Source organism: Kitasatospora sp. NPDC030952 (genome assembly GCF_055571335.1).
Window position 1 is genome coordinate 85370 of the sequence record NZ_JBVIFM010000018.1, and the last position, 22354, is coordinate 107723.

At 72.6% G+C, this 22354-nt stretch carries 19 protein-coding genes; 8 read left to right on the top strand and 11 right to left on the bottom strand.

Annotation, left to right across the window (positions count from 1 at the left end):
* The first annotated feature begins 159 nt into the window (after nt 1-159).
* Entirely contained in the window at nt 160-1512 is a 1353-nt protein-coding gene (locus ACZ47G_RS27775; protein WP_465747172.1) for a cytochrome P450, read from the top strand.
* A gap of 104 nt (nt 1513-1616) precedes the next feature.
* Complete coding sequence (locus ACZ47G_RS27780; RefSeq protein WP_465747174.1) at nt 1617-2336, top strand: rhomboid-like protein; 720 nt, start codon at nt 1617-1619, stop codon at nt 2334-2336.
* Between the two features lie 124 nt (nt 2337-2460).
* On the opposite strand, the gene ACZ47G_RS27785 is transcribed toward ACZ47G_RS27780, so the two are convergent.
* Together ACZ47G_RS27785 and ACZ47G_RS27790 are read right to left on the bottom strand one after the other, a co-directional pair.
* Nucleotides 2461-3042: a DUF421 domain-containing protein gene (locus tag ACZ47G_RS27785; RefSeq protein WP_465747176.1), complete on the bottom strand. Its 582-nt coding sequence runs from the start codon at nt 3040-3042 to the stop codon at nt 2461-2463.
* Nucleotides 3043-3102: 60 nt separating this feature from the next.
* Nucleotides 3103-3885: a LysR substrate-binding domain-containing protein gene (locus ACZ47G_RS27790; RefSeq protein ID WP_465747178.1), complete on the bottom strand. Its 783-nt coding sequence runs from the start codon at nt 3883-3885 to the stop codon at nt 3103-3105.
* A gap of 57 nt (nt 3886-3942) precedes the next feature.
* Between ACZ47G_RS27790 and ACZ47G_RS27795 the strand changes: the two genes are divergently transcribed.
* The 3 genes from ACZ47G_RS27795 to ACZ47G_RS27805 all read left to right on the top strand — a co-directional run bounded on the left by ACZ47G_RS27795 (nt 3943) and on the right by ACZ47G_RS27805 (nt 7371).
* Nucleotides 3943-4362, top strand: a complete 420-nt coding sequence (locus tag ACZ47G_RS27795; protein WP_465747180.1) for a DUF5997 family protein — start codon at nt 3943-3945, stop codon at nt 4360-4362.
* A 160-nt stretch (nt 4363-4522) separates the two neighbouring features.
* The gene (locus ACZ47G_RS27800) at nt 4523-6304 is read left to right on the top strand and encodes a DUF885 domain-containing protein (protein ID WP_465747182.1); all 1782 of its coding nucleotides are present in this window, start codon (nt 4523-4525) and stop codon (nt 6302-6304) included.
* Between the two features lie 308 nt (nt 6305-6612).
* A complete protein-coding gene (locus ACZ47G_RS27805; protein ID WP_465747184.1) occupies nt 6613-7371 on the top strand; it encodes a hypothetical protein in 759 nt (252 codons plus the stop codon).
* Nucleotides 7372-7474: 103 nt separating this feature from the next.
* Here ACZ47G_RS27805 and ACZ47G_RS27810 read toward each other — a convergent pair whose 3' ends face one another.
* From ACZ47G_RS27810 to ACZ47G_RS27835, 6 genes are all read right to left on the bottom strand, one after another.
* Nucleotides 7475-8815 (bottom strand): glycosyltransferase, encoded by a 1341-nt coding sequence (locus ACZ47G_RS27810; protein WP_465747186.1) that lies wholly within the window; start codon nt 8813-8815, stop codon nt 7475-7477.
* 724 nt (nt 8816-9539) lie between these two features.
* The gene (locus ACZ47G_RS27815; protein ID WP_465747188.1) at nt 9540-9794 is read right to left on the bottom strand and encodes an ADP-ribosylglycohydrolase family protein; all 255 of its coding nucleotides are present in this window, start codon (nt 9792-9794) and stop codon (nt 9540-9542) included.
* Nucleotides 9791-10630: an ammonia-dependent NAD(+) synthetase gene (nadE, locus tag ACZ47G_RS27820; RefSeq protein WP_465747190.1), complete on the bottom strand. Its 840-nt coding sequence runs from the start codon at nt 10628-10630 to the stop codon at nt 9791-9793. Before nadE ends, ACZ47G_RS27815 begins: the two co-directional genes overlap by 4 nt.
* 153 nt (nt 10631-10783) lie before the next feature.
* Complete coding sequence (ftsH, locus tag ACZ47G_RS27825; RefSeq protein WP_465747192.1) at nt 10784-12838, bottom strand: ATP-dependent zinc metalloprotease FtsH; 2055 nt, start codon at nt 12836-12838, stop codon at nt 10784-10786.
* Nucleotides 12839-13140: 302 nt separating this feature from the next.
* On the bottom strand, nt 13141-13758 hold the full coding sequence (locus tag ACZ47G_RS27830) for a mycothiol-dependent nitroreductase Rv2466c family protein (RefSeq protein ID WP_465747326.1): 618 nt from the start codon (nt 13756-13758) through the stop codon (nt 13141-13143).
* Between the two features lie 109 nt (nt 13759-13867).
* A complete protein-coding gene (locus ACZ47G_RS27835) occupies nt 13868-15439 on the bottom strand; it encodes an alpha/beta hydrolase (protein WP_465747195.1) in 1572 nt (523 codons plus the stop codon).
* Nucleotides 15440-15962: 523 nt separating this feature from the next.
* Between ACZ47G_RS27835 and ACZ47G_RS27840 the strand changes: the two genes are divergently transcribed.
* The 3 genes from ACZ47G_RS27840 (at nt 15963) to ACZ47G_RS27850 (ending at nt 17762) form a co-directional block, all read left to right on the top strand.
* On the top strand, nt 15963-16097 hold the full coding sequence (locus tag ACZ47G_RS27840; RefSeq protein ID WP_465747197.1) for a hypothetical protein: 135 nt from the start codon (nt 15963-15965) through the stop codon (nt 16095-16097).
* 207 nt (nt 16098-16304) lie between these two features.
* The gene (locus tag ACZ47G_RS27845; RefSeq protein ID WP_465747199.1) at nt 16305-16532 is read left to right on the top strand and encodes a hypothetical protein; all 228 of its coding nucleotides are present in this window, start codon (nt 16305-16307) and stop codon (nt 16530-16532) included.
* Nucleotides 16533-16592: 60 nt separating this feature from the next.
* Entirely contained in the window at nt 16593-17762 is a 1170-nt protein-coding gene (locus ACZ47G_RS27850) for a hypothetical protein (protein ID WP_465747201.1), read from the top strand.
* Between the two features lie 168 nt (nt 17763-17930).
* Here ACZ47G_RS27850 and ACZ47G_RS27855 read toward each other — a convergent pair whose 3' ends face one another.
* From ACZ47G_RS27855 to ACZ47G_RS27865, 3 genes are read right to left on the bottom strand one after another with little or no spacing between them, the layout of a single operon-like run.
* A complete protein-coding gene (locus ACZ47G_RS27855; protein ID WP_247470271.1) occupies nt 17931-18368 on the bottom strand; it encodes a hypothetical protein in 438 nt (145 codons plus the stop codon).
* A complete protein-coding gene (locus ACZ47G_RS27860; protein ID WP_465747203.1) occupies nt 18365-20515 on the bottom strand; it encodes a site-specific integrase in 2151 nt (716 codons plus the stop codon). The genes ACZ47G_RS27855 and ACZ47G_RS27860 overlap by 4 nt, the downstream gene beginning before the upstream one ends.
* Nucleotides 20512-22287, bottom strand: a complete 1776-nt coding sequence (locus ACZ47G_RS27865) for a hypothetical protein (RefSeq protein WP_465747205.1) — start codon at nt 22285-22287, stop codon at nt 20512-20514. The genes ACZ47G_RS27860 and ACZ47G_RS27865 overlap by 4 nt, the downstream gene beginning before the upstream one ends.
* Between the last annotated feature and the right edge of the window lie 67 nt (nt 22288-22354).

Below are 22354 nucleotides of genomic sequence, written 5' to 3' on the forward strand. Positions count from 1 at the left end.
AACCGGCCGTCAGGTCCGTCATGGCGCACGGCCGTTCTACGTACGCCCCCGCGTTCACCCCACCCGCCGGGCGCCGGCCGTTCCACCGGCCGTTTCGCCGACGGGCGCCGGGAAAGATCACGGACGCCCGACGAACCCGCCCTCCCCGAGGTGACGCCCGTGCCCACCCAGTACCGACCGACCGCCGCCCAGTACACCTCGGCCACCGCCCCCGGCGCGCTCCCGCTGCTCGGCCACGCCCCCGCCCTGCTCCGCAGCCCGCTCGACTTCGTGGCCGGCCTGCCCGCCCACGGCGACCTCGTCCGGCTGCGGCTCGGCCCGCTCGACGCCCACGTCGTCTGCCACCCCGAACTGGTGCGCCGGCTGCTCACCGACGACCGCACCTACGACAAGGGCGGCATCGTCGTCGAGAAGGCCCGCGCGGCCTTCGGCAACGGCCTCGCCACCTGCCCCGCCGCCGACCACCGGCGCCAACGCCGCATGCTCCAGCCCGCGTTCCACCGCGACCGGCTGCCCGGCTACGCCACCATGATGGCCGCCGAGATCGCCGGCACCACCGCCCGCTGGCGCGACGGCGACGTGGTCGACGTCCCCGCCGCGATGTACCGGCTCTCCACCGCCGTCACCGCCCGCTGCCTGTTCGCCGCCCACGAGCGGGCCGGCGCGCTGCCCGTCCACACCGCCATGGACGTGGTCGCCCGCGGCGTCGCCCGGCGGACGGTGCTGCCGCTGCCCGGCGCCGACCGGATCCCCACCCCCGGCAACCGCCGCTTCGCCCGCGCCCGACGGGACCTCCGGGAGATCACCGACCGGCTGGTCGCCGACTACCGCGCCGCCGGCACCGACCACCACGACCTGCTCTCCACCCTGCTCGGCGCCCGCGACGAGGACGGCCGGGGCCTGACCGACGACGAGATCCACGACCAGGTGGTCACCTTCCTGCTGGCCGGCATGGAGACCACCGCCGCCACCCTCTCCTGGGCCTGGACGCTGCTCGCCGCCAACCCGGCCGTCCGCGAGCGCCTGCACACCGAACTCGACACCGTCCTCGACGGCCGCCCCGCCCGCCACCAGGACCTGCCCGCCCTGCCGCTCACGGCCAGGATCGTCAGCGAGACCCTGCGGCTCTACCCGCCCGCCTGGATCCTCAGCCGCACCGCCACCACCGACACCGAACTCGGCGGCCACCCCCTCCCGGCCGGCGCCACCCTCCTCTACAGCCCCTACCTGCTGCACCGCCGCGCCGACCTCTTCCCCTGCCCCGACCGCTTCGACCCCGACCGCTGGCTCACCACCGCCCGCCCGGCCGCCGGCAACTACACGCCCTTCGGCCTCGGCGCCCGCCGCTGCATCGGCGACGCCTTCGGCACCACCGAAGCCGCCCTCGCCCTCGCCACCATCGCCGCCCGCTGGACCGTCACCCCCACCCGCGGCCGGCCCATCCGGCCGCACCGCAGCGTCTCGCTCTCCCCCCGCCCGTTCACCGCGACGCTCGCCCGCCGCATCCGCTGAGGGGCGCCCTCACCCGTCGTCCGCCGGCATTCGGTACTGTCCCGAGGTGGCCGACCGCATCCGGGCCGGCCGGACCAGCCGCTCGACCGGGACACCATCAGACCATGAACGCTCGACGCCCGTTGGGGCTCCTCACCGGGCTGCTGCACGCCGTCCGCACGTACCCCCGCCGCTCGCCGCTGACGCTCGTCTACGTCGGGCTGCTGCTGCTCGGACACGCCTGGGTCGAGTACGGACTGTCCGAGGCGCAGGCCGACGACCTGCGCGGGTACATCAGCACCAACCTCGACAACCTGCACGACCACCCGGTCCGCGCCCTGCTCGGCAGCGCGCTGCTGTACGACGGCACGCTCACCGACATCGCCTCCACCGGCTTCGGCGGCACCCTGATCACCCTCGGCCTGGGCATCGTCGTCGGCCTGGCCTGGGCCGAACGCCGCTTCGGCACCCCGCGCGCCGCCGCGGTGTTCTTCGCCGGGCACGTCGGCGCCACCCTGGTCACCGCCCTGGTGATCCTGCTCGCCCTGCACCAGGGCTGGTACCCGGAGAGCGTGCGCGAGGCCTCGGACTACGGCATCAGCTACGGCGCCCAGGCCGCCCTCGCCTTCGCCACCCTCGCACTGCCCCGCTGGGCCCGGCTGCCCTGGGGCGCCTTCGTGCTCGTCTGGCCGCTGGCCGGCGACCACGACTGGCCAGGACCGCTCCCGGAGTTCACCACCGTCGGCCACCTGCTCGCCGCCGCCCTCGGCTTCGCCCTGGCCGCCGCCACCGCCCGCGGCCGGCGCCACGGCACCAGCCTGGCCGCCGCACCCACCGAGGGCTGACCCGCCCCGGGCCGGGGTCCGCCGTCGTGGGCGTGGGGCGTGGGGCGTCTCAGCACGGGGGCCGTCAGTACGGGACCCGTCAGTACGGGATCCGTCAGTACGGGATCCGTCAGCGCGGGATCCGTCAGCGCGGGGGCCGGCGGTCGGCGGCGATGGCGGCCAGCAGCCGCTCGATCGACTCCAGCCGCTCCCGCAGCTCCTCGACGTCCCCCTTGGTGGCACTCCGCTCGACCGCCCGGAGGGTCACCAGCAGCTGCCCGTCCGGCTCCAGCCGCGCCCGCGCGACGTCGCTCACGTCGTCGCCGTTCTGCACCCGGATCGCGTGCTCCAGCTCGGAGGGGCGCAGCGCCAGCTGGTGCAGCGCGCCGGGCACCAGCTCGCCGTCCCGGACCACCGTGGTCGGCGTGCCCTCCAGGATCCGCGCGGCCCGCGGGTCCCGGGCCAGCCAGCGGGTCACCCCGGCGTTCACCGCGATCAGGGTGACCGCGCCGATCGCGCCGCCCAGCAGGCTGTTGTCGTTGCCGATGATCGCGTTCTGCACCACGTTGGAGAGCAGGAAGACGACCACCATGTCGAAGGTGTTCAGCCCCGCCAGCCCGCGCTTCCCGGCGAGCCGGAACAGCACCAGGATCAGTACGTAGACCGCGATCGTCCGGAGGATCTTCTCCACGATCGGAATCTGGACGACCACCAGGTCATGCCACACGGCCCCGCTCCTCCCACCACGACTGTCCGGAACGGGGCCGACGCTACTCCGCGGGCGGGGTCAGGAACGGCGCTTCGGCTTGCCCCGCCGGGCGGCCGCCGCGCCCCGGCCGCCCGCCGCCGGCTTCGCCTTGGGCTTGGGCTTCTGGGACTGCTGCTGCGGCTTGCGCTGCGCCGCGGCCTTCTTCGGCTGGGCCTTCTGCTGGGTCTCGGCCGCCTGCCCGGCCCCGCGGCCGCGCGAGCTGTTGACGGTGCGCCCCCGGACGATCCCGATGAACTCCTCCACCAGCTCCGTGGTGCGCTCCTGCGGCCAGGACAGCGCCACCTGCGACTGCGGCGCCTCCACCACCGGCCGGTAGGTGAGGTCCCGCCGGTGGTGCAGCCGGGCCAGCGACTGGGGCACCAGCAGCACCCCGACGTTGGCCGCCACCAGCTCGACCGCGTCCGCGGTGGTGTCCGGGCGGGCGATCGCCGGGCGCCCGGGCAGGGTCTCGGCGGTGAAACCGAGGGTGTCGTCCAGCGGGTGGAAGACCACCTCGTCGGCGAGGTCGGCCAGCGCGACCTCCTCGGCGGCGGCGAGCCAGTGGTCCTTGGGGAAGATCACCACGGTGCTCTCGGTGTACAGCGGGATCGCGCTGAGCACGTCCTTGTCGACCGGCAGCCGGACCAGCCCGGCGTCCACCGCGCCCTCGCGCACCGTCCGCTCGCCGTCGGTGGAGGGCACCGCGACCAGGTCGAGCGGGACGTCCGGGAGCCGCTCGACCCAGACCCGGGCCCATTTGCCGGGGGTCACGCCCGGAACGTACGCGAGCCGGAAGGGCGGGTTCACCTGCATGTCTGTCACAGGGCAAGGCTACCGACCGTGACCGGAAGCGCCCGCGCACTCCCTTACCCTTGTCACATGACATCGCTCAAGCAGAAGACCAGCCAGACCATGAAGCCGGAGACGGCGGCCAAGAAGCTGGGGATCTACCTCGCCGCGGCGCCGACCGACTTCCAGGAGGGCGTGGTCTCCCGCGAGGAGCTCAACGCGCTGCAGGCCGAGCCGCCGCAGTGGCTCCAGGAGCTGCGCAAGAACGGCCCGCACCCGCGCCCGGTGGTCGCCGCCAAGCTCGGCATCTCCATCTCGGGCCTGGCCCGCGGCGGCGTGACCGAGGCCCTCACCACCGAGCAGATCGACGCGATCAAGGCCGAGAACCCGCTCTGGCTCCAGCACGAGCGCGCCAACCAGGTGGACGTCCGCAAGGAAGAGGCCCGGATCAAGGCGAAGCACGAGAAGGAAGCCGCCGAGCAGGCCGCCAAGGAGACCCAGCGCCGCTGAACCCAGCCCCGGTGACGGCGCGTTCACCACGAGCGGACGGAACTCGTTTCCGTCCGCCGTGTATTGACCGCGCCGTCGCCGACTCCGAATAATCGGCCCGATCGGGGGCCGCACCAGGGAACCCGTGTCGCACTGACCACACCGGACCCGGGAGCACCCGATGCCCGCTCAGCCCGCCGACCCCGCCCAGCAGGCCGGCTCCGCTCCCAGTGCCAGGGCCGACGCCGCGCCGCAGGCCGAACTCGCCGCGCTCGCTGAACCCACCGAACTCGCCGGACCCACTGAACTCGCCGCGCTCGCCGAGGAGTTCTTCACCGCCGAGAACGCCCACGACCCCTTCGAGGCGACCCTCGCCGGCACCGAGGGCTACGCCCACGAGGTGCCCGACCCGTCCCGGGCGGCCGCGCTGCGCCACCGCGAGGTGCTCCAGGGCTTCGGCGCCCGGCTGGCCGCGATCCCGCTGGACGGGCTGACCGGCGAGGACCGCATCACCCACCGGGTGCTCGCCCGGCTGATCGACAACGACAGCGGCCGGATCGCCCACGGGCTGGCCGACTTCAGCATCTCCGCGACCATCGTCGCCCCGCACAACACGGTGTTCAGCTCGCTCGCCATGACCGCCGTCGACCAGGAGGGCGCCGACGCCTACCTGGAGCGGCTGGCCGGCCTGCCCGGCTACTTCGACGCCGTGCTGCAGGTCGGCCTGGACGCCGCCGCCGAGGGCCGGCACCCGCTGCGCAGCGGAGTGGACGCCGCGATCACCCAGCTGGACGGCTACCTGGCCGCCGACCCCACCGCCGACCAGCTGCTGCGCCCGCTCCAGGGCCGCCCGGAGTTCGAGCGGGCCCGGGCGATCGTGCGCGACGGCGTCCGCCCGGCCGTGGCCCGCTACCGGGCCGGGCTGGCCCAGCGGCTGGCCCCGGGCGCCCGCCCGGACACCGAGGCGGGGGTCTGCCACGTGCCCGGCGGCGCCGAGGGCTACGCCGACGCCGTCGGCCGCTTCACCCACCCCGGGCTGGCCCCGGAGGAGATACACCGGATCGGCCTGGAGACGGTGGCGGCGCTGCGCGAGGAGTTCGCCGAGCTGGGCGGCCAGGTGCTCGGTGTCAACGGCACCGACGCCGTACTGACCGCGCTGCGCGAGGACCGGTCGCTGCGCTTCGGCAGCGCGGCCGAGATCGTCGCCCTGGTGGACGCCGCCCTGGAGCGCGCCCGGCACGCCTCGGCCGACTGGTTCCGCCCGTACCCGATCGCGGACTGCGTGACCAGGGAGATCGACCCGCTGGAGGCCGAGACCGCGCCGCTGGCCTACTACCAGCCGCCGGGCCCGGGCGGCCGGCCCGGCACCCACTGGATCAACACGCTGAACCCGGAGAGCCGGTTCAGCTACGAGTACGAGGCGATCGCCTTCCACGAGAGCGTGCCCGGCCACCACCTGCAGCTCGCCCTCGCCCGCACCCTGACCGGGCTGCCGCGCTTCCGGCAGCAGCCGAGCGCCCAGCTGACCGCGCACGTCGAGGGCTGGGGTCTGTACACCGAGCGGCTGGCCGACGAGATGGGCCTGTACAGCTCGGAGCTGTCCCGCTTCGGCATGCTCTCGATGGACGCGCTGCGCGCGGTGCGCCTGGTGGTGGACACCGGGCTGCACCACTACGGCTGGTCCCGGGAGCGGGCGATGGCCTTCATGCGGGACAACACCGCCACCCCCGAGGCCAACGTCCGCAACGAGATCGACCGCTACATCGCCTGGCCCGGCCAGGCCACCGGCTACCTGATCGGCCGTCGGGAGATCGTCCGGCACCGGGAGCGGGCGCAGGCCGCGCTCGGCGGGCGCTTCGACGTCCGGGAGTTCCACCACGAGGTGATCGGGCACGGCAGCCTGCCGCTGGGCGTGCTGGAGGACCTGATCACCGACTGGATCGAGACGCTGCGCCGGTACTGAGATCCCCTCGGGGCGCGTCCTGACATCCGTTCGGGGCGCGTCCCGGGATTCCGTTCGGGGCGCGTCCCGAGATTCCGTGCGGGGCGTGCACCGGGATTCCGTTCGGGTCGTGCACTGACATCCGCTCGGGTCACGTACTGACATCCGCTCGGGTCGCGGAAACGATTCCGCGCGCCCGTGACGGTCCTCCCGCGCCGGACCGTGCGTCACCCCTTCGGCCTCCTCGACACGGTAGTGTCCGCTGACGCGGCCTCCGGCACCCTCGCCGGCCGGTCGCCCGTACTACCGCAACGACCTGGAGGAACTCCGTGCCGGCTCCCGCCCGAGGCGCCCTCGCCATAGCCGCGGCCGTCCTGCTCGCCGCAGCCGCCGGCTGCTCGTCCGGCGGCGGCCAGACCGCCAAGGGCGGCTCGCACGCCAAGGAGAGCTCCCACGCCGGCGCCCGCACCTCCGCCCCGGCGGCCCCGGGCGACGCCGCCCAGCCCGTCCCGGCCGCGGTCGTGACCGGCCCCGGCCCGAAGAGCTCCTACGACGCCCAGCCGCAGCCCGCCGCGGGCAGCTGCCACTACCGCTACACCGCGGACAAGCAGCCGCTGCCCGACCCGAACTGCACCCCCGGCGCGATCAGCCCGGCCGTCAACCAGGGCAACATCAACGACACCATCTGCAAGCCGGGCGGCTACACCTCGACCATCCGCCCGCCGGTCAACGTCACCGGCAAGGAGAAGACCGAGAACGCCAAGTCCTACGGCTACAGCGGCCCGATGGGCGACGCCGAGTACGACCACCTGATCAGCCTCCAGCTCGGCGGCGACCCCAACGACCCGCGCAACCTCTGGATCCAGCCGCCCTCCCCCGGGCACGTCCCGGGCAAGGGCCCCAACAACCCCAAGGACTCGGTGGAGACCCACCTGCACACCGCGATCTGCAAGGGCCAGGTCACCCTGACCGCCGCGCAGCAGGCGATCGCCACCGACTGGACGACGGCCGAGGCCAAGCTCGGCATCAGCAAGGGCGGCGCCGCCGCGCCCACCCCGGAGGCGGACGCGGACGGCGACGGCAGCTGACGGAACGTTCCGGCAGCCCCTGCCCCTGCTTCGGCTTCGGCTTCGGCTTCGGCTTCGGCTTCGGCTTCGGCTTCGGCTTCGGCTTCGGCTTCGGCTTCGGCTTTCAGAGCGTCTCGACCAGCTCGGCGATGGTGTCGAACGGCCGGTACTCCGCGAACTCCGCGCCCAGCGCGCGGGCCCGTTCGCGGAACCGGCCCTCGCCGAGCACCCGCTCCACCGCCCGGCCGACCGCCTCCGGCTCAGGGCGGCCGGTGCGCAGGTCCAGCCCGACACCGGCCCACTGCACCCGGGCCGCCACCTCCGGCTTGTCCTCGCTCGCCCCCGCCACCACCAGCGGCACCCCGTACCGCAGCGCCGTCTGCACCCCGCCGAAGCCGCCGTTGCTCACCAGCACGTCGGTGTGCGGCAGCAGTTGGTCGAACGGCACGTACCCGGCGGCGCGGACGTTGCCCGGCAGCCGCCCGCCCAGCAGCTCGGTCAGCACCTGGGGACCGTCCGGGCGGGCGGTGGCCGCCACCACCAGGACGTCCCGCTCGGCCAGCGCGCGGACCGTCGGCGCGACCAGCTCGGACAGGTCGTCATTGGCCAGCGTGCCCTGGGTCACCACCACGACCGGCCGCTCCCCGGTGACCTCCGCCCACCACTCGGGCAGCGGCTGCTCCTCGCCGTCCTTCCCCGGCAGCCCTCCGATCAGCCGGTAGGAGGCGGGCGCGTCGCCGCGCGGGTACTCGAAGCCCGGCACGGTCAGCTGCAGGAACACGTCCGGCACCGTCACCGCCGCCAGCCCGCGCGGGCCCTCCGGCAGCCGGACGCCCACCTCCGCGAACACCTTCTCCGCGTACCGCTGCAACGGCTCGCCACGCCGGTCCATCTCCTCCTGCAGCGCGCGGTTGCGGATCCGGCCCTCCTCCCCCGGCAGCGGCGGCAGCGCCAGCCCGAACGGCGCGGTGTCCACGCTCGGCAGCATCGACGGCGTGGTCCCGACCCCGATCAGCGCCGGACGCTCCGCCCGCGGCCGGTCGAGCGCCAGCGGCAGCGCGCCCTGGACGAAGGAGTCGGCGATCACCACGTCGGCCGGGAACTCCGCCAACAGCGCGAGCAGCGCCCGGTGCTGGTGCGGGACCGGGTCGAGGAAGATGTGCCGTACGTCGAAGCCGATCCGCTCCGGACCGGGCGGCAGCTCCGCCCGCCCCGGGAAGGACGCGTCGAGGTCGCGGTCGTCCCAGTCGGCCTCGGCGGGCAGCGCGGCGAAGCGCACCCCGGCCCGCCCGGCGGCCTCCGCGAAGCGCGAACCACCGAGGAAGACCACCTCGTGGCCGCGCGCGGCGAGATCGGCGGAGATGGCCAGCAGTGGGCTGACGTGCCCGTGCGCGGGCAGGGCGGTGGTGATGATCCTGGACAGCGGAAACTCCTGTGGTCGGGCCCGGTTCGTTCTGCGACGCACGGTAGCCAGGGGCGGTAGACGACCGATCAACGGATCATCTATCCGGCACGGTGCCCCCGTTCGCGGTCCTCACCGCCGCCGACCGTCGCCGCTCCGGCGCCGGTCCGCCACTCCGCCACCGGTCAGTGCGCCGAGTCGTAGGAGGCGCGCATCTGCGCCGTCGACCACTCGGGCTGCCTACCCCGCCGCGCGGACCGAATTCGGCCAGGTACGGCTCGATGTCGAGCACCGGCGGACCGGCCACCGCGTCCAGGCCGGTGACGTGCAGGTCCAGGCCGTCCACCCGCACGCGCGCAGCGCGAGACGCCGAGCCGGTTGGGGTGGTTCCTGCCGCGCTGGGCGGAGGTGCCCACCAGCGGCCAGTCGGTGTTGCCCCGGGGGCGCCGGACGCCGGTCTCAACCTTCCGACGGGGACGCGGTCGCTGTGGTAGACCACCTCCGGGTGTGACAAGTCCGCCAGCCCGTACAGCGCCTCCTCGGTGAACTGCTCCTCGTCCAGCCGGATCACCGCCCCGACGCTCCCCCAGGCGTCGTCCCGCACCTCCCCCGTCCCCCCGACCACCCGGGCTACCGGACGCACCGTCACCTCGGCCATGCCGCTTCCCCCTTCGGAGCAGCACCGTTCCCCTCCGTACGGCAGCGATCCGCCCGCACGGACGATCCCGGGGGCACGAGGGCCGGCCGGGGGGCCGTCGCCGGGACCGCTCCCGACCCGCCCGGCCGGCTACGCCGCCAGCCGCTCCGCCATGCGCAGCAGGTCGGGCGCCCGCAGAACGCGTCCGCCGGAGCCGGGGAGCTGCACGTGCAGCGGCTCGGTCCAGCGGGCCGGGACGGCCGCCAGGCCGTAGCGGGCGCCGGCCAGACCGCCAGCGACGGCAGCGACGGTGTCGGTGTCGCCACCGAGGTCGAGGGCGTCGCCCACCGCCGACCCGAGGATCGCCCCGGCCGCCCGCCCGTTCCGCCCGGCCGGGTCGGTCACGCCTGGGCCGGGGTGATCGGCAGGCCGCGCTTGTGCTCGGTGCGGCGGTAGTGGCCGAGGACGGTCTGGAAGACCTGCTCGCTGACCGGGTGGCCCTCCAGGAAGTCGTCCAGGTCGTTGTACTCGACGCCGAGGGCGTCCTCGTCGGGCTTGCCGGGGGCGAGGTTCTCCAGGTCCGCGGTGGGGACCTTGCCGACCAGTTCCTCCGGCGCCCCCAAGTGGGCCGCCACCGCGCGGACCTGACGCTTCGTCAGGCCGGAGAGCGGCATCACGTCGGCCGCGCCGTCGCCGAACTTGGTGAAGAAGCCGACGGCCGCCTCGGCGGCGTGGTCGGTGCCGACGACCAGGCCGCCATTGGCGCCCGCGGCCGCGTACTGGACCACCATCCGCTGGCGGGCCTTGACGTTGCCGCGCACGAAGTCCTCGTGGGCGTGGTCGCGGAAGGTGAGGCCGGCGGTCAGCAGCGCGTCGAAGGCCGCGTCGGTCGCGGGCTTGACGTCGACGGTGAGCAGTTCGTCGGCCCGGATGAAGTCGAGGGCGCGCTGGGCGTCGGCCTCGTCCGCCTGGACGCCGTACGGCAGCCGCATCGCGGTGAAGGAGGCCTGGTACCCCTCGGCGCGCAGCCGCTCGACGGCGAGCTGGCAGAGCCGACCGGTGGTGGTGGAGTCCACCCCGCCGCTGATGCCCAGCACCAGGGTGCGCGCGCCGGAGGCCCGCAGCTGGTCGGCGAGGAAGGCCACCCGGCGCTCGGCTTCCTTCGCGGGGTCGGTGACGGGCACCACCCCGAGGGCCAGGGCGATCTCGCGCTGGACGTCCGCGGGCAGGGTTTCGGTCATGGTCGGCTCCTTCGGGTCGGTACCACGACATCATCCACCCGGGCCTCGGCCGGGCCTGCGGCGGCCCCTGGCCCGCACGGCCCCGCACGGCCCCGTTCGGCCCCGGGCGGCCCCGGGCGGCCCCGTTCGGCCCCGTTCGGCCCCGGGCGCCCCTCAGGACGGGACTGCCGGGCCCGGCCCTCCGCCCGTCTCCGGCGCCGGGTGCCGGAGGATGTCGAGCACCACGCGGCCGTCCACCGTCTCCTGGGCGACCAGCAGCGCCGCCAACTCGTCCAGGTGGTGCCGGTGTTCGCGCAGCAGCGCGACGGCCCGGCGCTCGGCGCCGCGCAGCAGGGCGGCCACCGCCTCGTCCACCGCGCGCTGGGTCTGCTCGGAGTAGGGGCGGCGCAGCAGGTCCTCGGGGTGGTCGCCGAGGTACTGGGGGGAGCCGCTGGAGTAGCCGACCGGTCCGATGTCCGGGGAGAGGCCGAACTCGCGGACCATCCTGGTGGCCACCGAGGTGGCGTTGGCGAGGTCGTTGGCGGCGCCGGTCGAGCCCTCGCCGAAGACCACCAGTTCGGCGGCCCGCCCGCCGAGCTGGACGGTGATCAGGTCGTTCAGGTAGCCCTCGCTGTACAGGTGCCGCTCCGCCTCGGGGAGCTGTTCGGTGGCGCCGAGGGCGACCCCGGCCGGGAGGATGGTCACCTTGGCGACCGGGTCGGCGTGCCGGCACAGCGCGGCGGTCAGCGCGTGCCCGGACTCGTGCACGGCGACGGCGTGCCGTTCCTCGGGCAGCAGCGCGTTGGAGGACTCCCGGCGTCCGAGCAGCACCCGGTCGCGGGCGTCGTCGAGGTCGGCGGCGGTGATGGTTGCGCGTTCGGCGCGCACGGCGTTGATGGCGGCCTCGTTGACCAGGTTGGCGAGGTCGGCGCCGGAGAAGCCGGGGGTGCCGCGGGCGATCCGGTCCAGGTCGGCCTCCGGGGCGAGGGTCTTGCCGCGGGTGTGGACGGCGAGGATGGCCGCCCGCTCGGCCTGGTTGGGCAGCGGCACGGTGACCTGTCGGTCGAAGCGGCCGGGGCGCAGCAGGGCCGGGTCGAGGGCGTCCGGCCGGTTGGTGGCGGCGATGACGACGATGCCGGTGCTCTGGTCGAAGCCGTCCATCTCGGAGAGCAGCTGGTTGAGGGTCTGCTCGCGCTCGTCGTTGCCGCCGATCCGGCTGCCGCCCGCGCGTCGGCCGCCGACGGCGTCGATCTCGTCGATGAAGACGATGGACGGGGCGCGCTTGCGGGCCTCGTCGAACAGGTCGCGGACCCGGGAGGCGCCGACGCCGACGAACATCTCCACGAAGCCGGAGCCGGTGACGGACAGGAAGGGTACGGAGGCCTCGCCGGCGACCGCCCGGGCGAGCAGCGTCTTGCCGGTGCCCGGTGGGCCGACCATGATCACTCCGCGCGGCCCCTTGGCCCCGGCGGCGGCGTAGCGCTCCGGGCTGCGCAGGAAGTCGACCACCTCGCTGACCTCCTGTTTCACCCCCTCGTACCCGGCCACGTCGGCGAAGCCGGTGGCGGGCCGCTCGGCCTCGATGATCTTCGCGCGGGAGCGGCCGATCGCGCTCAGCCCGCCGCCGAGCGAGCGCGCCGCCATCCGGCCGGACCACAGGAACAGCCCGCCGAAGATCAGCAGCGGCAGGAACAGCAGCAGGGTGGACCAGATCGAGCTGCCCCCGCTGGAGCGGCTGCCGGTGACGCTCACGTGCTGGTCGGAGAGCGCCCGGCTGAGCTGGGAGGTGTCCAGGGCGGTCGGGAGCTGGCTGGTGAAGTGGGTGCCGTCCTTGAGCGTGCCGGACACCCCGCCGGTGTCGCTGACGTCCACGGTCTGCACCTGGCCGGCGTCGACCCGGTTGAGCAGGTCGGTGTAGCCGTAGCGGGGGCCGACCGGGCTGGGCTTGGCGAGCAGCACCAGGAGCAGCAGGGTCACCAGCACGGCGACGGGCAGCAGCCAGCGGCGCAGTGCGGGGGGCGGCGGCTTGGGCGGGGTGCCACCGGGGCCCCGGTTCGGGCCGCCGCCGGGGCCTCCACCGGGACCGCCGCCGAGGCCTCCACCGGGACCGCCGCCGAGGCCTCCACCAGGGCCTCCACCACGGCCGGGCGGGTCGGGCCACCGGCCGGGGCCTCGGCCGGGCGGGGTCGCCGGGTGGCGGTCAGCGCGCAGACGCGTTCGTCCGATCATCCACGCTCACCGCCTCTCGGGCGCCGCCGGGCCTCAGCCGCCGGCCCCGCGCGGACTTCCCGCTCAGGGCCCACCCCTCCATGGTCGCCCCTGCGGCCCCGGACGGGAGCCGGAGCCCCGGACGGCACCCGCCGCCGGCCGTCGGACGTCGGACGTCGGACGTCGGACGTCGGACGTCGGCGGTCCAGAGACATCCCGGGTGGGGCCGGGGCACCCCTCGGGAGGAGCCGTTCCTCGGGAGAAGTCGCTCCTCGGGAGAAGTCGCTCCTCGGGAGAAGTCGCTCCTCGGGAGAAGTCGCTGCTCAGGAGAAGTCGAGCAAGTCCGTCCGGGTCCGCTTGAGCTCGAAGAACTTCGGGTAGCCGGCCAGCAGGCGGACGCCCTCGAAGACCCGCAGCGCGTCCTCCCCGCGCGGGATCGCACTCAGCACCGGGCCGAAGAAGGCCACCCCGTCCACGTGGATGGTCGGGGTGCCGACCTCCTCACCGACCGGGTCCATGCCCTCGTGGTGGCTCTTGCGCAGCGCGATGTCGTACGCGGTGCTGGTGGCCGCCTCGGCGAGTTCCTCGGGCAGTCCGGCCGCCACCAGGGCCTCGCGGATGACGGTGTCGTCGGCGGGCCGGTCCTGGTCGTGGAAGCGGGTGCCGAGCTCGGTGTACAGGTCGCGCAGCACGTGCTGGCCGTGCTGTTCGGCGGCGGCGATGCAGACTCGGACGGGGCCCCAGCCGGTGGTCATCAGGCGCTGGTAGCGCTCCGGCAGGTCGGTGCGGCCCTCGTTGAGGACGGACAGGCTCATCACCCGGAAGGTGAGGTCGAGTTCGCGCTGGCGGGCGACCTCCAGGATCCACCGGGAGGTGATCCAGGCGAAGGGGCAGACGGGGTCGAAGTAGAAGTCGACCTTGGTGGCCCCGGTGTTCACGATCTCGTTCTCGTGCGCGCTCTTGTTCTGGTTCTTGTTCACGTGGATGATCTTAGGGCCGGATTGGACCGGCATCCAGGGCCAATCGGATCCACTTCCAGTGGTCCACTTCTCAGCTGCAGGTGGCCCCGTCGGGAGGAACCGTACCGTCCAGCAGGTAGGCGTCCACGGTCTTCTTCAGGCACGGGTTGCCGGTGTTGTAGCCGCCGTGGCCCTCGCCGTTGAGGGTGACGGTGATGCCGACGCCCGAGCCCAGCTGCTGCGCCATGGTGCGGGCGCCCTCGACCGGGGTGGCCGGGTCCCCGGTGGTGCCGACCACCAGGATCGGGGCGGCACCCTGGGCGGAGACCTCCGGGTGGTCGGTCTTGCCGGGGACGGGCCAGCCGGTGCAGCCGGTCAGACCCCAGGCGGTGAAGTCGCCGAACACCGGGGAGGCGGTGCGGAACTGCGGCAGCTCCTGCTCGACGTCCTGGTCGGAGTAGCGCTGCCGGGCGTCCACGCAACTGATCGCCCGGTTGGCCGCGTCGAGGTTGTTGTAGTGGCCCTGCGGGTCGCGCCCGAGCAGCGCGTCGGCGAGCTGGAGGAGGGTGTCGCCGGTCCCCGCCTGCATCGCCTCGGTGAGCCCGGAGGCCAGCGCGGGCCAGGCCTGCCGGCTGTACAGGGCGCTGGCGATGCCGGTGACGGCCAGGCTCTCGGTGAGCTTGCGTCCGCCGCTGGTGGGCAGCGGCGACTGCGCGATCTTCTGCAGCAGGTCGGTGATCCGCGCGGTGCCCTCGGTGCCGCCGGCGCCGGTCGGGCAGGCGGCCGCGTCCTGGGTGGCGCAGGCCTTCATGAAGTCGTCCAGGGCGAGTTGGAAGCCCTGGGCCTGGCCGAGCGCGTTCTGCTGCGGGTCCTTGGTCGGGTCGACCACCGAGTCCAGCACCATCCGGCCGACCTCCTGCGGGAACAAGTGCGCGTAGACGCCGCCGAGTTGGGTGCCGTAGCTGATCCCGAAGTAGGAGAGCTTCCGGTCGCCGAGGACCTGCCGCATCAGGTCCATGTCCCGGGCGGCGCTCTCGGTGTCCACGTACGGCAGCACCGCGGCGGAGTTGTGCTCGCAGGCGGCGGCGAACTGCGCGTTGCTGTCGTCCAGGGCCTTGACCTCGGCGGGGGTGTCCGGGGTGCCGTCGACGGCCGCGTTGGCGTCCATCCCCTGGTCGTCCAGGCACTTCACCCCGGCGCTGTCGCCGACCCCGCGCGGGTCGAAACTCACCAGGTCGTAGCGGGTGTTGAGGGAAGCGTAGGCCGAGGACAGGGCGGGCAGGGTGGCCACGCCGGACGCGCCGGGGCCGCCGAAGTTGAAGAGCAGCGAGCCGAGCCGGTGCTGTTCGTCCTTGGCCTTGCTGCGGATCAGCGCGAGGTCGATGGTCTTCCCGTCGGGCTTGGCGTGGTCCAGCGGGGCCTTGAGGGTGGCGCACTCCCAGTCGCCCGCGGGCGCGGTGCCGCCGCCCTGCGCGGCGCTCGGGGCCGGGCAGGGCTTCCAGTCCAGCCGCTGGGCGGCCAGTCCGGTGGCGCTCGCACCGGTGGCCGGGGAGCTGGGCGCGGGTTCGGCGGCGGAGCGGCTGTCGCCCTGGCAACCGGAAAGGGGGGCGATCAGCAGCGCGGTCAGGCCGAGTGCGCCGGCGCCGCGGACGACGGTGTGCATGGGGCGGTCCACCTCTCGGTTGGCCGGGCTGGTGCGCCGGGCTGGTCTGCCGGGCTGGTCTGCTGCCGCACCGGCCCGGCGAGTGCACCGGCGCGCGGCAGGACGGCGTACGCCCTGGTGCGTCGGGGAGGCGTACGCCCCGGCGCTCAGCACCGTCGACGCACCACAGACCCTAGGGGCCGGGGCTGGGCGACGCCCGTCGGAGTCTCCGGACGGAGGGCGTGCGCCGAACGGGCTACCACCGGCCGACCGGGTGAGGGTTCAACCGGGCCACGGGGTGGCAGCCTTACCGCCGGTCGCCGGTGCGTCGCCGGTGCGCCATGGATACGTCGTGGATGCATCGCCGGTGCGTCGTGGCTGCGTTGCGGATGCATCGCCGGTGCGTCGTGGCTGCGTTGCGGATGCATCGCCGGTGCGTCGTGGCTGCGTCCTCGGCATACGGAGGCTCCCTTGCGGCTCCGTTACGGGTCCGTGGTGGACCGGCGGTGGGCACGGCTCGGACAGATCGTGAACAGGGGGCGCGTTGAACGACGACACCGACTTCGTCAGCGTGGACGTCTTCATCACCACCAGCCGGCAGGAGATCCTGCTCCAACTGCGCGACGACAAGCCGGACATCCGGTGGCCCGCCCACTGGGTGGTCCCCGGCGTTCATTAGGCAAGTGCGTTGTCGGGCAACGAGGTGTCGGCTTGCTTGGAACACGCCTCGGGACTGGTGAGCTCGCATGTTGAGGTGTCGTGTATTCCAGCTCAGAGCGCCCCGATCGGTCACTTTGGGTCATGCGGGCGGTGTCCAGGGTCCGGCCCGGAGTGAGTATGTTCGTCCGATGGCGCGTTCGAAGCGCCTCGGGAGGGGAGAGTGCCGGTGGACGTCGTCGCGATTATGGAAGCACTGGCTGAACAGGGCGTAACGGTGCTGTTCAAGGCCGACGCTGAGCGGATGGCAGAGAGGGACAAGCCTTGGACCTTCGTCGCCAGTGGAGCGCCGTTGCGCGAGGACGTCCTTGTGCGAACCGATGCCGCGTCTGTGGAGCAATGCCTCGCAGTGTGCTTGCCCCGCCTGCGTGAGCTGGGCTTTTCGTTCCCTGAGTGAGAGAGCGGGTGTGACCGAACCGCCGCCCTGGATGTCAGTGGCGGCTGCTCACATGAGCCCATGGACACCGTGCACACGACCGCCGCCCTCCTCCCGGACCCCGCCGAGCTCCGCGCGCACCTGCGCGCGCTGGCCGTGCTGGACCAGGCGATCTGCCGCGACCCGCGGTTCTCCCGCTACTCCTTCTCCACCACCTGGGGGCCTGGGACGGAGGCGGCCCTGATGGACAACGGCTCGGGTGACGACTTCTCCGTCCTCTTCACCCCGGCCGGTGTGCTCGTCCGCGGCTTCGACCACGAGTCGGAGATGAGCCCGTACGGCACGGATGACGAACAGGTCTGGCCCGGTGTCATCGACGAGGTGCCCGCCGCGCTGCGCCCGCTCCTGGACGACCCGGCCTTCGTCGACGAGGGCCTCGGCGCCCCGCGGGTCACCGCCTGCCTGTGGTGGGAGACCGGCGGCAGCGCCTGGCGCACCGGCTCGGGCATCGAGTTCCCCTCGGGCAGCACGGACCCGGACGGCTCCGGGCACCTCTTCCGCCTCCTCACCGATCGCTCCCCCGAGGCCGTCCAGGCGCACTTCGAGGAGGACTACGGGCGACCCGTCCCCCTCGACACCGTCCGCCACGTCCTCGCAGGTCACCCCCTGACCCCCGAAGCCGCCCGCGGCCTCAACCCGGCCGCCCTCTCCGACGAGGCCCTGCTCCGCCGGATCACCGCCGACCCCGAGGTCGAGGCGTACCTCGCCTGCGACGGCGAGTTCGACCTCACGCGGACCGACCCCATCGAGTCGGTCGCCCTGCCGGCCGGTCTGCCGGTGGAGCCCGTGGCCGGCTGCAACGCGGGAGGCACCCACTACCTCTGCGGCCCGGCCGGCTCCGACAGCGTCCGCCCCGTCCTCTACACCGACTCCGAGGGCCAGGCTTCCCTCATCGCGGAGTCCCTCGCCGAGGCCCTGACCCTGGCCATCGTCCTCCCCTCCTGGCACGACGCCCTGGCCGGCTTCCGTCCTCCCGCGCTCAACGCCGACTACCTTGAGGACAACCCGGACCACCCCGAGGTCCGCGACCGCCTCCTCGCGGCCCTCCGCCTCCCCCCGGCCACCGAGCCCGAGGTCCTGGCCCGTCTCCTCACCACGGCTGCCCGCACCGTCCCGGACGGCTTCCTCCCTTCGGTCGAGGGCGAGGAGGACGCGGCCTTCGAACCGATGCTCCGTCTGCCGGCCGAGTAGGACAGCCCCGCCGCGCGCCGCCTTCCGGACCCGACGCACCGCTACGGCGAAGCCACCATGGGCTTGTGGTGGAGGGCGTTGGCCGGTCATACCACCTTGGCTGCGGCGACCCCGCTGTATTGATGTTCCCCGAGGCCGGAACACGTGCCAGCCCTCCCGGGGCGGGCCTCATCCGGACCGGTTCCGCCGACGTGCGGCGGGAAGGCGGGTGATGGTCCCTGACTGTTCAAGTTGCTCCCGGGCGTGCGCGAGCTCCAAGTCGAGCTCGGCGACGATCCGGCGCAACGCGGCGCTGACGGCTTGCTCGTTTGCGAGCTTTTTCGTGACGGCAGCCAGCTTCTCTTTCACCTCGCCGTACCGGTCGGCGAGTTCTTGCATGGCGGCCGGGGTGGCGTTCTGAGCTTTGACGCGGGCTTGGAACTCCTCGATGAGGTCTCTGTGGTCGCCGTAGGCGACGTCTCGTCTCAGGTTGGACTCGCGTAGCAGCTCGGTGGCCGTGAGCCTCCCGGTTTCCGACCGCAGTGGGGTGCCGGCAAGGAGACGGTTTGCGGCACTCCGCAACGCTGCTCGCTCGGCTTCCCGGTCTCGAACGCGTCGATTCGTCATGCGATGCCCCTTCCGTCTTCCGTCGCACTGTCGCGGTGGCGCTCGATGATGGTCAGGTGCTGAGCGGCCTGGGCGGCAGCCCGGTCCCGACGCGGCTGGGGCGCCAGTGGGTCCGCGGCGTCTGCTTGCAGCTGGACGAGTTCCTGTTGCAGCTCGGTGATGTCGCGGTCGGTGTACGCGAGATTCACGCACGTTGATCGGCAGTCGGCTTCATCTGGGGCGTCAGCGCCGGGCAGGCCCAGGGCGAGCTTGTCCTTGCGGCAGGCAGCCGTCGCGGCCCGCCACACACACGTCATGCCCTGGCCGTGGTGAACAGCCGGGTCGGCTTGTTCGAGGAGCCGCTCGGCGTTGCGTACCCCCGCCACGGCACGTCCGGCGAAGGGAGCGGATTGTGCGACGCGGTCACGGTATTCCTGGGCGGAGGGCCCGCTGACGTGCTCACCGGACTCAAGTCGGCGTGAGTCCTCCTCGATCTGGTCGATGATCAATTCGAGTTTCTCCACAGCGACGTCCTGGAGCCACGCGGGGTCCTCGTTGCCGGCATAGCTGAGCGTTACTTTCGTATCCACGTGTCCGTACTGCAGCGCGGCCGCGATCAGCCCTCGTGGTCTGCGGACGATGAACCGGGCCAGGGTCCGGCGGAAGCGGGTTGCGTAGATGCGGCCGGCGGGGTCGGCCGGGATGGCGTCGGCACCGTCCGCTCGCCGGAAGCCGGAATTGATCCAGGAGATCAGGTCCTGGATGTCGTCGTTCATGGTCGTGCCCTTGCGGGCGTTGGCGCTGGACGGACGCTCGTGGTGGGCGGAGACGAGGCTGGACGGGAAGAGCAGGGGGAGCTCGTGCAGGCTCTCGGCAAGTGCGATGGCCGCGTGAACGACGTCCACCACGACCCACGGTCTCAGGGGCTCCGTCAGGTCCGGGCTGTCCGGTGCACGGTCGAAGCCCTTGCCGCGGTAGCCGTTGACCTGCAGTTCACCTGTCTCCTCATCGTGGGTGCGGCAGCCGCGGCGCAGGTTGAGTACCTCTCCTGGGCGCATGCCGGAGAGGTAGCAGATGGCTGTGAACAGGGCAGCACTGAGCAGCCGCACCATGGTCGGAAGTTCGCTGACATCGATCGGGGTCGATCGCCAGGGTGTGCCGTTGACATGGCCGGTGATCTTTCCGACGCCCACCGCGGGACTGATCGGCAGACCGCTGAGGGCGAAGAGCCGCCTCTGCCCCGGGGTGAGGCGAGTGCGCTGGTCCTTCCGGATGCCTACGAGCCGAAGGACGTGGTTGCCGGCAAGCTCCAGGCCGTGCTCACCCACCTGACCTGGCAGGGCGATGTTGTTTTCCCTGCAGTGTTCGATGTGGGCGAGGAACCGCTGCTGCGTTGGTCCGGTGTACTTCGTCTGTGAGGGATGCTCGCCGGCTTCGAGCTGCTGGTACTCGCGCCAGGCGTCCCGGATGTCGGGGCCGATCTGTTCGATCATCACCAGCACCCAGGCCAACAGCGCCTCCATGGTCGCGTCCGAGATGCGCGGGGTCTTGTTCACCCACCGCTTCCTCACCACCGCGCCGACGACTTCGTTGGCAGTTTGGCCGGGCCAGGGGAAGTCACAGCCGAGACGGCCTTCAGCGGGGAGGTGATCGCGGAAGAGCCACAGGATGCGCACCGCGCCGATCAGGTCAGCTTTCCGGCCGTCAGTGCGGTCGAGGTCGAGGACGTACGTCCGGAAGGCGTCGAGGTCCTGGTTTCGGACGTCGGAGAGGGTCTTGAAGCCCTGGTCGGCCAGCCATCGTGCGATCACCCGCATGTCGATGATCCAGTAGGGGAACGTTCCAATGCTCGCCTGCTCACCTGGACTCTGTCGGCCGTTTGGCTCGACGGGGACAGGATGGTCGAGGGCGGCCAGGAAGAAGGCGCGAAAGTGGCGGCGCAGGGCCTGGGGGAAGGTGGGCCACCACACGGCCGGGATGGCGGCATGGGCGTCTCGGTGGGCCGGCTGGATGTGCCAGACCTCGTCGGCGTAGCGCGACATGCGTGAGGCGGGAGTGCCGATACGGACCGGCCGGTTTCGCAGGATGATCACGTCTTCGGCCGGCCAAGCGATGTCCTCGCCTGTGGAATCGGGCCGTGCTGTAGCGACGCGCTGGGGATCGATCATCGCAGGTCGAGCCTTCCTGCAAGGAGGTCTGCGACCAGGCGTTCTTGATGCGGGGGAAGGGGGCCACGGGCGTCCGTCTGCTCGGCGGGCGTGTAGTGGTCGATGATGTCCCGCAGCTGGTGGACCGTTGTCTCATACCTGACGCGCCAGAGGTGGGGATCGAGGTTGGGGCGCAGTGCCAGCAGCCGGTCGTGGACCGCGACCTGGACCGGGAGGTGATGCGGCAGCGCACGGGCGTTCTTGCAGTTCAGACAGACGAGGAACGACGCGGTGCAGGGCTGCCCTGGCGGAGAGTGCGGGCCGTCGTGGTGGTCGGTGCACGCGGTCACTACGGTGTCTTGCTCCCCTGTGAGCATGCGCTTGAGTACCTCCGCCTCCAGTCCCGCCTCGGCCGCAGCCCCAGTCGGGTCCGCTGCGGCCCTTTCCAGGAACGTCGGGGTGAACACGGGGACCTCCGCCGCCGCTCGTGCCTTCGCGATCTGCTCACGAAGCGCCTGCCCGACCAGGACGCGGCCCTGGGACTGGACGGTCGAACTGCGCCGGAGGTAGTGATCGCGCAAGGTGCGAGCCGTGTGCGCCACCGGCCGGCGCTGGAGTTCGAGTGCGGTCTGGCGGATGCGACGTACGTCTATCGCCGGCTTGTCGGACTCGCTGTCCTTCGACGGCGAGAAGCCGTGGGACAGGGCCCAGTTCCTGGAATGCGGGCTGGTGCTCCACTGCCCTTGCCGTGACCGAACGGGCGGCGAATAGGACAGGAACGCGGCGGACTCACCGCTGAGCTGCCGTGCCACCTGGGTAAGTTCCAGCAGCAGTTCATACAGCCGCAGAGGAGAGCGGAACAACTTCGAGTCCCCGTTCTGCTCTCCGACGACTTCGCGGAGCGAGGACGGCAGGTCCTCCAGAGCCATGACCATGTGCTCGTGTTCCGGCCCGCGCCGCGGCTTCGACTCCTCGATCAGGGCGACGGCCAGGGCTCCGAATCCGCCATCGGGCCGCGTGTGGGCAGCGGGCCACGTCTTGACCGTGCCGAAGTTCTCCGCAGTGAGGGCGCACATGAGCAGCGCAAATGCCGTCGACTCGTTCCCGGTAAGGCACAGCATCCGGCTGATCCCCTTGAAGCCGCCCAAGCGCAGGACCTCCCACGTGTGGTCTCCCCTCCCGGAAGCCGACGGGCGCCGCGGAAGGTCCCCTGTCCTGGCGAACAGGTCCAGCAGCCTTCCCAGGTCCTCCTCCCGGCTTCCTGCCTCCAGGTCGCCGGACCGGAAGGCGGCCAGGAGACGCAGGCCCTCGCGGATCCGGTCACGACAAGTGCGGATGTCGTGGCGCAGAGCAGTCATGATCTGCTGCCACTCACCATCGCTGTAGGCGAAGATCCTTCCATCAGGTGTCCCGGTCGGAAGCCTGGTGCGCAGCAGTTCTCGACGCGCGTCCGCGGTCAGCTCGTCACGGGGCTGCATCATGCGGCGCAGCGCCTGAATGTACTGCCGCAAAGCCGTCGGCACTTCCTCGTAGCGCTTTCGGAATGCCTGGAAGTGCGCCGCCGTAAGTTCACCTGGTCGGGAAGGGACAGGATCGGCCTTGGCCAGTACTGTCGCGAAGTGTTTGAGGACGTCGAAGTACCCCTGCGCGGTGCTGGTGCGCTTGCTGCCTCCGCGGGGACCGCAGCGGCTCGCGAGCAGCTGTGCCATCCACTGCTGCATCTCGGTAGGGACCGGAAAACCAGAGAGGTCGAAAACCCGGCTCAGACCGCTCTGTTCCTCGTAGAAGACCACCTTCGTCCCGCCTCCCTCAGCGGGAAGCCGTTCGGGTGCCTGCCAGTCTGGTCCGGGCTGGGATGCG

Bases quoted from the DNA above. Each gene is read 5' to 3' on its own strand.
- nadE (WP_465747190.1), bottom strand. From the start codon at position 10,630: ATGACCGAAACCCTGCCCGCGGACGTCCAGCGCGAGATCGCCCTGGCC.
- ACZ47G_RS27855 (WP_247470271.1), bottom strand. From the start codon at position 18,368: ATGACGAATCGACGCGTTCGAGACCGGGAAGCCGAGCGAGCAGCGTTG.
- ACZ47G_RS27780 (WP_465747174.1), top strand. From the start codon at position 1,617: ATGAACGCTCGACGCCCGTTGGGGCTCCTCACCGGGCTGCTGCACGCC.
- ACZ47G_RS27795 (WP_465747180.1), top strand. From the start codon at position 3,943: ATGACATCGCTCAAGCAGAAGACCAGCCAGACCATGAAGCCGGAGACG.
- ACZ47G_RS27860 (WP_465747203.1), bottom strand. From the start codon at position 20,515: ATGATCGATCCCCAGCGCGTCGCTACAGCACGGCCCGATTCCACAGGC.
- ACZ47G_RS27835 (WP_465747195.1), bottom strand. From the start codon at position 15,439: ATGCACACCGTCGTCCGCGGCGCCGGCGCACTCGGCCTGACCGCGCTG.
- ACZ47G_RS27850 (WP_465747201.1), top strand. From the start codon at position 16,593: ATGGACACCGTGCACACGACCGCCGCCCTCCTCCCGGACCCCGCCGAG.
- ACZ47G_RS27800 (WP_465747182.1), top strand. From the start codon at position 4,523: ATGCCCGCTCAGCCCGCCGACCCCGCCCAGCAGGCCGGCTCCGCTCCC.
- ftsH (WP_465747192.1), bottom strand. From the start codon at position 12,838: ATGATCGGACGAACGCGTCTGCGCGCTGACCGCCACCCGGCGACCCCG.